Source organism: Halomonas sp. TG39a (genome assembly GCF_000744395.1).
Classification (GTDB): domain Bacteria; phylum Pseudomonadota; class Gammaproteobacteria; order Pseudomonadales; family Halomonadaceae; genus Vreelandella; species Vreelandella ventosae_B.
The window spans coordinates 2,115,324-2,129,153 of the sequence record NZ_JQLV01000001.1 but is presented as its reverse complement, the minus strand read 5'-3'; the positions used below and the strand labels follow the sequence as shown (position 1 = coordinate 2,129,153).

Below are 13,830 nucleotides of genomic sequence, written 5' to 3'. Positions count from 1 at the left end.
GCTCCTTAATCACGCGGCGCACGCGGAATGGGGTCTTGGGCATCCAGATTGTCAAACAAAAGTGCTCTGGGGTTGTCATTGAGCGTTCGAGTGAGTGGCTGCAGGTCACGCATCAAGCGATCCAACCGTTCAATCGCCGTTGTAAGCTCCTGGTAGGCAGGCGATGAAGGGGATAAGCCCTGTAGCGTGCTGCGCAGTTCTTCTAGCGTCGCGTTTAGGTTGCCCCCAACAGCTTGTGTTTCCGGGTCATTGAGCAACTGGTTAAGGGAGGTGCTCACATCGCGAACCTCATTCAGCATACTCTCAGAAGCCTGCAGATTACGATCCAAGCCGGTTAACAGCGGCTCGACCTCAAGGGCGTTTAACTTCTCGAGTAAATCCGTCACCTGAGCTTGTATCTGGGCAAAGCCGCCAGGCACGGTGGGGAATACGGCTCGATCCGAGAAGCGTTCGGCAACATACTCATCGGCAAGATCACGCTGGAAGTTTAAATCGACAAACAGGGCGCCCGTCAGCAGGCTGCCACTTTTTAGCGAGGCGCGCAGCCCCAAGCCAAACATGCGCTGGAAGCGTGCCTCCCACTCTTCCAGGTCAATATCGCTATTTTCTATGCCCAGGCGCTGAGGCTCAATCCTAATCAGGACGGGAATCGCAAAGCGTGCGCGCGAGTCGGGCTGGGGTGCGGTAAAGTTCCAGGGCACTGCGGCAACGGTGCCCAGTCGCACGCCGCGAAACTCTACCGGCGCGCCTTTGGAAAGTCCGCGTACCGTTTCGTCTACCAGCAGCACATACTCCAAGTAGCGGTTAAAGGTGCCTTCCCGTGCGGCGTTTTCATCGGCATAGAGGGTGAAGTGCGTATTGGCTTCAACGGGTTGTCCCATCGGCAGGTCTTCGGGTACGCCGAAGGTAACACCGCCCCCCAGTAGTGCTTCTAGGGATTCAACGTTAACCCGAACACCGTCGGCGTCTAAGCGGAAATCAACACCGCTAGCGGTCCAGAAACGGGTGCTATCGGTGACTAAATTGGTATACGGCTCTTCAATAAACACCTGATGCTTCATGGTGCGTGACTCGGGCTCAAAACTATTCTCTTCGATACGGCCTACGGTGTAGCCTTGGTAGGAGACTGGATCACCTACCCGCAGTGAATTGCCCAGTTGACTCGTTAAGCTAAGACGCAGGCCTGCTTGGCCTGCTGGCGCAACAGGGGGGATATCGCTTACCGGGAATTCTCGCCGGGGTGCTGTCTCTGTGCCTGGTTCAAGCTGAATATAAGCGCCAGAGAGCACGGTGCCCAGCCCACTAATACCTTCACGGCCAATGCGCGGCTTGACCACCCAAAAGCGGGTGTCTTCGCGCAGCATATCCTCTACCTCTGGCTGAATGCGGGCGGTTAACACCGCATGGGAAAGGTCGTCAGACAAGCGCACGCTCTGCACTCGGCCAACTTCAACATTACGGCTGCGAATCAGCGTATTGCCCGCTTCGATCCCCTCGGCGCTCTCCATGGTCAGCGTTACTTGGGTGCCACGACTGGCGTAGTTGTCATAAACCAGCCATAAACCGATAGCGATCGCGACGATAGGCACGACCCAAATGGGCGAGAGCCGGGTCTGGCGTGATGTTTTGGCTTTATTTAGATCCTGACCGTTTGTTGGGCTGGGATTTGACGATGCTGGTTCGTTAGCCATCAACAGGTTCCTTGGTGGCCGCTTTACGGCGAAGAAGAGAGTGACGAGGTGGGAGTGGAGTATCCCAAATCAAGCGCGGATCAAAGCTCATAGCCGCCAACATGGTTAACACAACCACAGAGCCAAAGGCGAGTGCCGCCGGGCCTGGTGTAATGGACATCAAGGAGCCCGCGCGAATCAGCGCTACTAAGATGGCCACCACGAAGACATCGACCATTGACCAGCGGCCGATAAATTCTGTTAAGCGGTACAGCCGGGTGCGGCTTTGGGCGTTTAATGCACTGCTACGCCTGACGACTAAGCAAAGCCAGGTTAACGCCACCAATTTGCCGACGGGGACGATCACGCTGGCAATAAAGATAACTACTGCAATCGGCCATGAGCCCATCTGAATCAGTTGCACCACACCGCCAATAATGGTCGAAGGCGAGGAGTTGCCTAAGCTGGTGGTGGTCATAATAGGGTATACATTGGCTGGAATGTACATGATGGCCGATGCACCGAGAAGTGCCCATGTGCGCTGCAAGCTGTTCGGTAGCCGCTGATGCAGTTTTTCATGGCAGCGAATGCAGCGCCCACGGCCCTGTGGCGATAGCCTGTTGATCAGCCCGCAGGTGGGGCAGCCGGTTAGCCCTTGTTCGCCAGCCGGTAGCCCTGTCTGAGTGCCTTCGGGAGCCAGTGGTTCTCCCTCTAGCGAGAACCACATCCAATCGGCGTCCAGGGACTGACTGGTCATCAGTAGCAGTAGTGCAAAAGCACAAAATGCCCAGAAGGAGATGCCTATGGTCACGTCGGCCAGGCCGGCGATTTTTATCAGGCTGACCAATGCGCCGATAATAAACACATCGGCCATCATCCACGGCGTTAAGTGCGCTAATGACCTGGCAATATCACGGCTAAAGGGCAGGGGGCGATCGCGGAGTAGCCCAAACTGCAGCCAGATAACGCCCAGTAGGTAGACCGCGGGCAGTACCACAATGGTCATAATGACCGCTATGGCGACCACCGGCTGGTGAAAGCCGATCAACGTGGTGGCCGTCTGTGTCAGTTCAATGCGGTTACTCACTCCGCTGACAGTAAAGCTAATAAACGGGAACGACACTGCCATTATAAGGGCCGCAAGCGAGGCAATGGCTAGAGCCATGCTGCGCTGGGCTGGGTAGCGGTGGCGTTTAACCAGCACGTGTGAGCAGCGTGGGCAGCTGGCTTTCTCGCCAGAGTTTAACGGCGTCAACGCCGATACCCAGTCACACTCATGACAGGCACGCAAACGCCGTCGCTGAGTTCTGGCCTCAGGTGGCAAACGGTCAACGAGGGGGGCGTTGACCGGCAATGTAGGGCGTTTAATCAATCGTTGTGGAGGCAAAAACCAAAACTCTCAGTGCGAGCCCCTAGCAAAACTACTAGGATGTGGCGGATTAAGCTGTCAAATACGTAGTTTAGCAACTCTATGTCGCTGAAATAATCTTCAAAAACATAGGCTAGCCGCTTGACCAAGGCGTTAGTTTAGACAACGATGCTGCGGCGCAGTGACGAGCTGTTAAATATGCTCGGGATGGCCGCGTAATTCTGCGTCGGATTAGCTTCTCAGTGTCGCAATATAGTGGCAAGGATTGCTAGTAATAGCATCTTACTACCGTCGCTATGAAGTGTTATTTAGATCAGAATCTGTGAGCAGTGCCAATCATTATGCCACGAAGGAAACGAAATGTTGCTTCCCACATTAGCGGTTGTGTTTGGATTAGTCCTATTGGTTTGGAGTGCCGAGAAGTTTATCGACGGTGCTGCGGCAACGTCGCGTTGGCTTGGCTTGTCACCACTGTTGATCGGGATACTGGTTATTGGTTTCGGTACCTCAGCACCGGAAATGATGGTGTCGGTTCTTGCGGCGCTGGACGGAAATCCCGGCTTGGCGGTCGGTAATGCTTACGGTTCAAATATAGCCAATATTGGTTTGATACTCGGTTTGATAGCGCTTATCGCGCCCCTCTCGGTTCACTCTAGTGTTATTCGTAAAGAGATGCCGATATTAATGCTGGTGATGCTAGCAACAGGCTTGATGCTGCTGGACGGGTTTGTTGCGCGCTGGGAGGCTGTTGTTCTTTTGCTGGCGTTGGTTGTTTTTATTGTTGCCAGCATTTTGCGGTCTCGGAATCAGCCCGAAGATTCAATCGTATCTGAAGTGGCAGAAACCCTGGACAACAAGCCGATGTCCAGGGGGAAAGCCATTATGTGGACGTTAGTGGGGCTAGTGCTGCTGATCGCTAGTTCACGTCTACTGGTATGGGGCGCCGTTGAGATTGCGCTGCGCTTCGGTGTGAGCGACTTGATTATTGGTCTGACCGTGGTAGCTATAGGTACGTCACTGCCCGAGCTCGCATCCTCTATCACCGCTCTGCGTCGCAAGGAGCATGATATGGTGCTGGGCAATGTGGTTGGTTCTAACCTGTTTAACAGCTTGGCGGTCGTTGGTCTTGCGGGGTTGATTGCGCCTATCGAATCAGGGCGAGAGGTGCTGGTGCGGGATTGGAGCGTGATGACCGGCATGACGCTACTGATGATCCTGTTTGCGTTTTCTTGGCGCGGCCGCCCACGGCGCATTAATCGTCTGGAAGGGGGCGTTCTGCTGGCCCTATTTGTCGCTTACACCGGCTATATGGTCAGCGTGGTGATAATGTCTCGGTAGTGCTTTTATCGTCATGGCGTGCCGCTATGGTATTTAGGCCATCAAGGTTGGCGCAGGCTGATCGGTGCGTCAATGCGACTCATCTTGGGCAGTGAAGGCTTGTTGTATAATAATTGTCCAAGAGGGGCGCTAGTGACAGGGTCCTGGCGTAAAGCAATAAGCTTAGTGCTTATAACTAAAAGTGTCGTGCCATAAAGGCTCTACTAAGCTTGTGTTAACCCATATGGGATACCGATTCAGGTCTTAGGAGAGTGAAATGGAACTTGATCCGCTGGTATTATCGCGATTGCAATTTGCATTCGTTGTGTCGTTTCACGCTATCTTCCCCGTGTTCACGATTGGCTTGGCGTCCTATATCGCGCTGCTCCATGGCCTGTTCTTCAAGACGAAGAATCCTGCGTGGGATCGCCTCTCGCTATTCTGGACAAAGGTGTTTGCCGTTGTCTTTGGCATGGGGGTGGTGTCAGGCATCGTAATGTCCTTTCAGTTCGGCACGAACTGGAGCAACTTTTCTCAGGCCTCTTCGAATTTCCTCGGGCCCATGCTTAGCTATGAAGTCGTCACGGCGTTCTTTTTAGAGGCAGCCTTCTTGGGCGTGCTGCTATTTGGGCGCGGTAAAGTCCCTCAAGGGGTGCACCTATTTGCGGCGATTATGGTGGCGGTGGGCACCTTTATCTCTTCCTTCTGGATTCTATCGGCTAACAGCTGGCTGCATACTCCTGCCGGCGTTGAGCTGATCGACTTTCGCTTCCACGTGACTTCCTGGAGCGAGGCGATCTTTAACCCTTCGTTTCCTTACCGCTTTATGCATATGGCCGTTGCCTCGTTTTTGACCGGTGGCTTTGTTGTGGCAGGGGTGAGTGCTTGGTTCCTGTTACGTGACCGTGACCCCGAAGCGAATCGTCGTGCACTCTCCATGTGTCTCTGGCTGTTGCTGTTTCTGGCACCGACCCAGGCGGTCATTGGCGATTTCCATGGCATTAACACCTTAGAGCACCAGCCGACGAAAGTGGCTGCCATGGAAGGGCACTGGGAGACCTCTGGCAATGTGCCGCTGTTGCTGTTCGCCATCCCTGACCAGGACGCACAAACCAACCACTTTGAGCTGGGTATTCCGAACCTGGCCAGTATCATCTTGACCCACTCTCTTGATGGGGAAGTGCCTGGCATTAGCGAGGCGGCGCCTGACGAGCAGCCGCCGGTGCTGATTGTATTTTGGGGCTTCCGCGTTATGGTCGGGATTGGTCTGCTGATGATTGCGGTGGCGTTGACGGGGTTAATCTTGCGTCGCAAAGGTCGTATCTACGACAAGCGGCTATTTTTAAAAGGCCTGACGGCGATGATTCCCATGCCGTTTGTGGCTGTTTTGGCGGGCTGGATCGTCACAGAGTCAGGCCGTTCGCCGTGGCTGGTTTACGGCATGATGACCCATGCCGAGGGCTTAACCCCGTCGCTCACCGGCCCTATGGCGCTGTTTACGCTGATTGGCTATGCCTTGGTCTACGGCGTGGTGTTTTACGCGGGCATTTATTACCTCACCCGTGTGGTGCGTAACGGCATGCTGCCGGAAGAGGAACGCGAAACCACCGACGAGAACTTCAAGCGCCCCATGCGGCCTATGTCGGCGGCGCATACGCCTTTTGATGATGACGTTGACCCGGTGAGGAGCTAGACATGGAAATGTTTGATCTAACGTTAGTTTGGGCCTTCATCATCGGTTTCGGCATCATGATGTATGTGCTTATGGATGGGTTTGATTTGGGGTTGGGTATTCTCTACCCCTTTGCTCCCGATGAAGATGCTCGGGATGTGATGATGAACTCGGTGGCGCCGATATGGGACGGCAACGAAACATGGCTGGTACTCGGCGGTGCTGGCTTGTTAGGCGCCTTTCCGCTGGTTTATTCGGTGTTCTTGCCTGCGCTTTACATCGGCGTCTTCTTAATGCTGGCCGGGTTGATCTTTCGCGGCGTTGCCTTTGAATTTCGTTTCAAGTCTCGCCGCAACAGGCGTTGGTGGAACCGCGCTTTTTGCTGGGGGTCGGCGGTCGCCGCCTTCGCTCAAGGGGCTGTGGTAGGGGCCTATATTCAAGGCTTTCCGGTTGAAGATTTCGCCTATGTAGGCGGTGCCTTTGACTGGCTAACGCCGTTCTCAGTGCTAACTGGGCTTGGCTTGATGGCGGGCTACGCGCTGCTAGGGGCGACTTGGCTAATACTCAAATCAGAGGGCCATGTGCAGGATTGGGCCTACAAAATCACTCCGCTGCTGCTGGCGCTGGTGCTGTTTGTTTTCGCCGTGATTAGCCTCTGGACGCCGTTTGTGAATCCTCTGGTCTGGGAACGCTGGTTCGGCAATATTCAACTGATTTGGGTTTTTCCCTTTGCTGCCTTGGCTTGCGCTTTTGTGGTTTTCCGTTCGGTACAGAAGCGTCGTGAAGGGGTGCCTTTCCTGGCGACTATCGGCATTTATGTTTTCACCTACCTGGGTTTGATCGTCAGTAAATGGCCGGTGATTGTGCCCCCGAACTACACGCTGTGGGACGCGGCTTCATCACCCGAGTCACAGCTATTCCTGCTAGTCGGTATGGTGTTTGTCATCCCGATTATATTGACCTATACCGCCTGGACCTATTGGGTGTTCCGCGGCAAGGTGCGTGTAGGCGAGGGATATCACTGATCCATGGTAACTGAAGTCGCGCTTTCTCTTACGCCGCGCAGTTGGCTACAAACGTTGGCTAAGGGAGAGCGCAAGCGCCTGCTGGGCGCTGCTCTTTGCGGCGTGCTGGCAGGTAGTCAAACGATCGTTGTGGTAGTGGGTCTTGCCTGGCTGATTGATCAGTTGGTGGTTCACGATCAATCGCCCATGTCCCTAGTGCCGATATTTTCCCTGCTGGTGGGTTGCGTGCTGTTACGCGCTGCCTTTCAGTGGGGGCATGAAACGCTGAGCCTGGAAGCGAGCCTGCGCATTCGTCAACGTGCCAGGGCCCAGCTACTGGATAAACTATCTGCCTTAGGCCCGGTTTGGCTTACCAGTCAGCACAGCGGCTCCCTGGCCAACCAAGTGGTTGAACATATTGATGCGCTTGAAGGTTATTTCGCGCGTTTTTACCCCCAACTGCGTATCACGCTCTGCTTGCCGCTGTTGATATTGGCGGTGGCAGGTTGGCTCGATTACCTGGTGGCGCTGTTTCTACTTCTTTCTGCACCACTTATTCCGCTTTTTATGGCCTTGGTCGGCATGGGGGCTGAGCGCCTTAACCGTGATCAGTTTGTGGCCGTATCACGATTGTCAGCGCATTTTATTGACCATGTGCGCGGTATGACCACACTGCAGCTATTTGGCCGTACATCAGCCGCGCAGCAGGATGTTTGGTATGCCACCGATGGCTATCGGCGCCTTAGCATGCGTACTCTTCGGTTGGCGTTTCTCTCATCGGCAGTGCTGGAGTTCTTTTCCTCAGTGGCGATTGCGGTTGTGGCCATGTATGTCGGTTTTGGCCTGCTCGGCTACATCGAGTATGGGCCGTCGCAATCACTGACGCTTTTTTCGGGCCTGGCGGTGCTGCTGCTTGCGCCCGAGTTTTTTCAGCCGCTACGCACCCTTTCTCAGCACTACCATGACCGCGCAGCGGCCTTGGGTGCCGCTGAGAGCGTGGTGAATATACTCAATCAGCCAAGCTTGGTGAGCGATTATGGCGCTATGGCGCCGCTGTCGGATAGGTCGGTCATTGAGTTAATGGCGGCTTGCGTTGCTTATCCTGGCCGAGGGCAGGTGATAGGCCCTATCGATTTCACCCTTCAGCGGGGTGAAGTAGTGGCGCTTAGCGGTGCCTCCGGTAGCGGTAAGTCGACGCTGCTTGCTTTACTCGCGGGCTTTATCTCACCCAGCGCTGGAGAGTGCCGGCGGCAAAAAAATAGCCCTTACGCCTGGCTGGATCAGCAGCCCTGTCTCTTGCACGGTAGTTTGATTGATAATCTGCGCTTGGCAGCACCTGAAGCTAGCCGCGAAGAAATGGCCGCTGCACTACATCGCGCTGGTTTTGGACCTCTGTTAACCCAGCTACCCGATGGCTTGGATACGTTAATCGGCGAGCGTGGAGTCGGGTTGTCAGGCGGGCAAGCCCAGCGCTTGGCGCTTGCCCGCGTATATCTTAGCGATGCGCCACTGCTGCTATTAGATGAGCCTACGGCGAGTTTAGACCAGGAAACTGAGCAGTTTGTTTTGGCGGCGTTGTTAGCGCTTGCCCAAGAAGGGCGTACCTTAGTGATAGCGACCCATCATCCGGCGGTGATTGCTGTTGCTAATCGTCACTTGGCGTTTGAGCAGGGTGAGCTGGTCGAGGTGGTCTTATGATGGCTATTTATCGCGACTTTCGTCCCTGGCTGTTACTTTTAGTCCGGCGGCGCCGGCGCTTTTTATTGGGCGCTCTGCTGGTTTGGATCACCCTAATGGCTGGGCTTGCCCTGCTGGGCTTATCCGGTTGGTTTATTACTGCCAGCGCTCTGACCGGTATTGCCCTGGCTCTTGGCATTCCTGCGCGACTCGATGTTTATGTGCCCGGTGGCGGCATTCGTTTCTTCGCCTTGGCACGTACCGTCGCGCGCTATGTTGAACGTCTTTATAACCATAATACGGTGTTAACGCTGCTTGCCGATTTGCGCTATCGCGTATTTGGTTATTTAACACGCCTCGACGACGCTCGCTTGCACGGTGAGCGTGCCAGCGACTGGTTGAGCCGGTTAACGGCGGATATCGACACCCTGGATAATTTTTATCTGCGTCTCTTGGTGCCACCTTTGGTGGCGCTACTTGGCGTGGTGGCTGTGTCGCTTTTTGTGGCTATTTGGTTGCCGGGCATTGCCATGCTGATGGCGGTGACACTGAGCTTTCTCTGGCTAGTGGCGACACTATTGGCGGCTGTCTGGGGATTTTCGCAAAGCTATCAGCAGGTGGTTGACCAGCAGTCGCTGCGGCGTTTAGTGGTCGACCAAGTGCAGGGGGCTGCTGAGTTGATGAGCTATCAAACGACCCAGTGGCATCGGGCCCTGATCGCTAGTCAAGAGCAGCAAGCGTTTAGCAACCAGCGCCGTTTAGGGCGTAAGGCAGCGTTGATTAACTGCCTGGTGAGTGTTGTCAGCGGATTAATGGTGGTGGCAGTAGTGTGGTTCGCTAGCTGGGTGTTTAGCCAGCAGTTGGTTACAGGACCTATTTTGGTGATGGCGGCATTGATAGCACTGGGGGCGAATGAGTCGTTCATTACGCTACCGGCTAGTTTTGTCAAGCTGGGTGCTAGCTATGCAGCGGTGCGGCGGTTAAATGTGCTTACCGGCGATTCATCGTCGACGCCCCCCACTGTTACGCTGCCAAACGGTGTTGGTCTAAGCATTCAAGTTGAACGGCTCTCTCTGCGCTATGCGCAGACATTAGCGCCCGCGTTAAGCGATGTTGATTTCCAACTACCTGCAGGCAAACGAGCGGTGATTACCGGCAATTCCGGTGCCGGAAAATCGTCTTTAGCCAGGGTATTAATGGGGCGCTTAAAAGCGACCGAAGGTAAGGCGCTGGTAGGCGGCATACCATCCTGGCAGCTTTCCACCGAAAACCGTGCCACTCACTTTGCCATGCTGACCCAGCAGGTCGATCTGTTCGATGCTTCTATCGCCGAAAATCTGCGTATCGCCAACCCCGCGGCTAACGATGACATGCTTTGGGCGGTATTGAATGGAGTGGCCTTGAAAGGCTGGGTTGAGCAATTGCCGCAAGGCTTAGCTACGGCGGTGGGCGAGAAAGGCCAGCAGCTTTCAGGGGGGCAAGGCCGGCGTTTGGCATTAGCCCGCCTGATGCTATGCAACCCTCAAGTGGTCATTCTTGACGAGCCGTTTGCAGGCGTTGATGCGGCGACGGCCAAGCACATCGCGGCGACCCTGGATAAATGGCTGGTTGACCGAACGGCTATTTTCTTTGTCCATCAGGTTAGTTCGCTGACTCTATTGCCTGGGGTCGAGTACCACTGGCATCTAGATGCCGGTAAACTTGAGCAATGCCCGCTTAAATAATGAGTGGCATTGATCAATTGATAAGACAGCTAGGAGCCATTCATGCACGAATTTTTACGTGATCTTCCCAAAGTAGAACTCCATTTGCATATCGAAGGCTCGTTGGAACCTGAGTTAATGTTTGCTTTAGCGCAGCGCAATGGCATTGAGTTGCCCTATGCGACAGTTCAAGACGCCAAAGATGCCTACCACTTCAACGATCTGCAGGGTTTTTTGAATCTCTATTTTCAGGGTATGAGCGTACTTCGTAATGAAGAGGATTTTTACGACCTGGCGATGGATTATTTCAAGCGTGCACGGGGGGAGGGCGTTGTGCATATCGACATGCACTTTGACCCCCAGGCGCATCTTCAACGTGGCGTACCCCTTGAAGTGGTAATGACCGGGCTATTAAAAGCCAAGCAGGAGGCTGAAGAGACTCTCGATCTCTCTATCGGCATGATTATGGCTTTTCTACGCGATCGTCCGGCAGAAGAGGCCTTACATGTACTTGAACAGGCTGCGCCATATTGGAAGATGCTGGATGCCATTGGCTTGGATAGCGCCGAGCTAAACAATCCTCCCGCTGACTTTGTCGGCGTATTTGAGCGCGCTAAGCAGCTTGGATTGGTGCGCGTAGCCCATGCGGGGGAGGAGGGGCCTGCTGAGTATATTACAGAGGCCCTGGATCTACTTGATGTTCAGCGCATTGATCATGGGGTGCGCTGTATAGAGAGTGATAAAGTAGTTGGGCGGTTGCGCCGCGAGCAAATTGTTCTAACGGTCTGCCCGCTATCTAACGTCAGTTTGAAGGTGGTAGAGGATCTTCGTGATCATCCGCTCCCGAAACTTTTGGCTGAAGGGCTCAAAGTAACCATTAGTTCCGACGATCCCGCTTACTTTGGTGGTGGTATGCTGACCAATCACCTTGCCTGCGCTGAAGCGTTTGGCTGGGATCAGACAGTCTTTCGTCAGCTAACCCGCAATGCCATCGAAGAAGCCTTTGCTACCCCTGAGCGACGGGAAGAGCTCATGGCTCGCTTGGCTGCAGCGTAAAGGGTTCACGCCTAGTTTATTGGGTCGGTGTGACGGCTATTAAATACAGGACTAGGTTTTTGCTCATAAATGTTCAAATCGCTGTTGACCCTGACGGTGAATCGGGTAGTATACGCACACGTCAACGGGGCACGGCCTCTGCGACCAGCTCTTTAACAATTTGATCAGGTAATTCATGTGGGCGCTTGCTGGCGTTGGTGGCAAATCACCAAATATCAAGGCAAGCGACTCAAGCAATAAGGTTTTAAAGGATTCGTCCTTTGGGATCTGTTTTGAATGAATTCGTTTGAACCTTGAGCCAAGTTTGATCCGCTTTTGTTCCCTTCGGGTGACATGTAAGGATCACATAGATCTTAAACTGAAGAGTTTGATCATGGCTCAGATTGAACGCTGGCGGCAGGCCTAACACATGCAAGTCGAGCGGTAACAGATCTAGCTTGCTAGATGCTGACGAGCGGCGGACGGGTGAGTAATGCATAGGAATCTGCCCGATAGTGGGGGATAACCTGGGGAAACCCAGGCTAATACCGCATACGTCCTACGGGAGAAAGGGGGCTCCGGCTCCCGCTATTGGATGAGCCTATGTCGGATTAGCTAGTTGGTAAGGTAATGGCTTACCAAGGCAACGATCCGTAGCTGGTCTGAGAGGATGATCAGCCACATCGGGACTGAGACACGGCCCGAACTCCTACGGGAGGCAGCAGTGGGGAATATTGGACAATGGGGGCAACCCTGATCCAGCCATGCCGCGTGTGTGAAGAAGGCCCTCGGGTTGTAAAGCACTTTCAGCGAGGAAGAACGCCTATCGGTTAATACCCGGTAGGAAAGACATCACTCGCAGAAGAAGCACCGGCTAACTCCGTGCCAGCAGCCGCGGTAATACGGAGGGTGCAAGCGTTAATCGGAATTACTGGGCGTAAAGCGCGCGTAGGTGGCTTGATAAGCCGGTTGTGAAAGCCCCGGGCTCAACCTGGGAACGGCATCCGGAACTGTCAGGCTAGAGTGCAGGAGAGGAAGGTAGAATTCCCGGTGTAGCGGTGAAATGCGTAGAGATCGGGAGGAATACCAGTGGCGAAGGCGGCCTTCTGGACTGACACTGACACTGAGGTGCGAAAGCGTGGGTAGCAAACAGGATTAGATACCCTGGTAGTCCACGCCGTAAACGATGTCGACCAGCCGTTGGGTGCCTAGAGCACTTTGTGGCGAAGTTAACGCGATAAGTCGACCGCCTGGGGAGTACGGCCGCAAGGTTAAAACTCAAATGAATTGACGGGGGCCCGCACAAGCGGTGGAGCATGTGGTTTAATTCGATGCAACGCGAAGAACCTTACCTACCCTTGACATCTACAGAAGCCGGAAGAGATTCTGGTGTGCCTTCGGGAACTGTAAGACAGGTGCTGCATGGCTGTCGTCAGCTCGTGTTGTGAAATGTTGGGTTAAGTCCCGTAACGAGCGCAACCCTTGTCCTTATTTGCCAGCACGTAATGGTGGGAACTCTAAGGAGACTGCCGGTGACAAACCGGAGGAAGGTGGGGACGACGTCAAGTCATCATGGCCCTTACGGGTAGGGCTACACACGTGCTACAATGGCCGGTACAAAGGGCTGCGAGCTCGCGAGAGTCAGCGAATCCCTTAAAGCCGGTCTCAGTCCGGATCGGAGTCTGCAACTCGACTCCGTGAAGTCGGAATCGCTAGTAATCGTGAATCAGAATGTCACGGTGAATACGTTCCCGGGCCTTGTACACACCGCCCGTCACACCATGGGAGTGGACTGCACCAGAAGTGGTTAGCCTAACGCAAGAGGGCGATCACCACGGTGTGGTTCATGACTGGGGTGAAGTCGTAACAAGGTAGCCGTAGGGGAACCTGCGGCTGGATCACCTCCTTAAACGATGCGTCACAGTCGGTAAGCGTCCACAATGAATTACCTGATCAAAGATAGAGCAAACGGTAAAAAGCACGATCCCCTCTTGGGTCTGTAGCTCAGTTGGTTAGAGCGCACCCCTGATAAGGGTGAGGTCGGCAGTTCAAGTCTGCCCAGACCCACCAAATTTTATCTATCGCTGCGTTATTTTATAACTCGCATAGCAGGCTATGCGTCGTCATAAAATGTCTTGCGCTAAATAAAATTGGCCAGAGGTGACTGTGACGAAGAGTGACTACTAGATGGGGCCATAGCTCAGCTGGGAGAGCGCCTGCCTTGCACGCAGGAGGTCAGCGGTTCGATCCCGCTTGGCTCCACCATTTAGTACTACTTTTTACCTTAAATACCGTTTGTGAACGTTTCGTGACCATTGATAAGTCGCTGCGCTGTAGTCGCTATAAGTGTTGTTATAGCTACAGAATGCCGCTTTATCACTGT

Annotated in this window: 8 protein-coding genes, 2 tRNA genes and 1 rRNA gene; 9 read left to right on the top strand and 2 right to left on the bottom strand. The window is 54.1% G+C overall.

Annotated elements, in window-relative coordinates:
* Positions 1 to 5: 5 nt before the first annotated feature.
* On the bottom strand, positions 6 to 1,691 hold the full coding sequence (pqiB, locus tag U738_RS09455) for an intermembrane transport protein PqiB (RefSeq protein ID WP_035579581.1): 1,686 nt from the start codon (positions 1,689 to 1,691) through the stop codon (positions 6 to 8).
* Positions 1,684 to 3,057 carry a paraquat-inducible protein A gene (locus U738_RS09450; protein ID WP_231896840.1) on the bottom strand — a complete coding sequence of 458 codons (1,374 nt, stop codon included), beginning with the start codon at positions 3,055 to 3,057 and terminating at the stop codon, positions 1,684 to 1,686. The genes pqiB and U738_RS09450 overlap by 8 nt, the downstream gene beginning before the upstream one ends.
* Positions 3,058 to 3,399: 342 nt before the next feature.
* Between U738_RS09450 and U738_RS09445 the strand changes: the two genes are divergently transcribed.
* The 9 genes from U738_RS09445 (at position 3,400) to U738_RS09405 (ending at position 13,712) form a co-directional block, all read left to right on the top strand.
* Positions 3,400 to 4,377 carry a calcium/sodium antiporter gene (locus U738_RS09445; RefSeq protein WP_035579578.1) on the top strand — a complete coding sequence of 326 codons (978 nt, stop codon included), beginning with the start codon at positions 3,400 to 3,402 and terminating at the stop codon, positions 4,375 to 4,377.
* Positions 4,378 to 4,633: 256 nt separating this feature from the next.
* Positions 4,634 to 6,049 carry a cytochrome ubiquinol oxidase subunit I gene (locus U738_RS09440; protein WP_035579577.1) on the top strand — a complete coding sequence of 472 codons (1,416 nt, stop codon included), beginning with the start codon at positions 4,634 to 4,636 and terminating at the stop codon, positions 6,047 to 6,049.
* A 2-nt stretch (positions 6,050 to 6,051) separates the two neighbouring features.
* Complete coding sequence (cydB, locus tag U738_RS09435; protein ID WP_035579575.1) at positions 6,052 to 7,053, top strand: cytochrome d ubiquinol oxidase subunit II; 1,002 nt, start codon at positions 6,052 to 6,054, stop codon at positions 7,051 to 7,053.
* 3 nt (positions 7,054 to 7,056) lie between these two features.
* On the top strand, positions 7,057 to 8,730 hold the full coding sequence (cydD, locus tag U738_RS09430; protein WP_035579574.1) for a thiol reductant ABC exporter subunit CydD: 1,674 nt from the start codon (positions 7,057 to 7,059) through the stop codon (positions 8,728 to 8,730).
* Positions 8,727 to 10,433 carry a thiol reductant ABC exporter subunit CydC gene (cydC, locus tag U738_RS09425; protein ID WP_035579572.1) on the top strand — a complete coding sequence of 569 codons (1,707 nt, stop codon included), beginning with the start codon at positions 8,727 to 8,729 and terminating at the stop codon, positions 10,431 to 10,433. Before cydD ends, cydC begins: the two co-directional genes overlap by 4 nt.
* Positions 10,434 to 10,475: 42 nt before the next feature.
* A complete protein-coding gene (locus U738_RS09420; protein ID WP_035579571.1) occupies positions 10,476 to 11,468 on the top strand; it encodes an adenosine deaminase in 993 nt (330 codons plus the stop codon).
* A 355-nt stretch (positions 11,469 to 11,823) separates the two neighbouring features.
* Positions 11,824 to 13,356 (top strand): 16S ribosomal RNA (locus U738_RS09415).
* A gap of 84 nt (positions 13,357 to 13,440) precedes the next feature.
* Positions 13,441 to 13,517, top strand: a tRNA-Ile gene (locus tag U738_RS09410).
* Between the two features lie 119 nt (positions 13,518 to 13,636).
* Positions 13,637 to 13,712: transfer RNA gene (locus tag U738_RS09405), tRNA-Ala, on the top strand.
* Positions 13,713 to 13,830 lie beyond the last annotated feature (118 nt).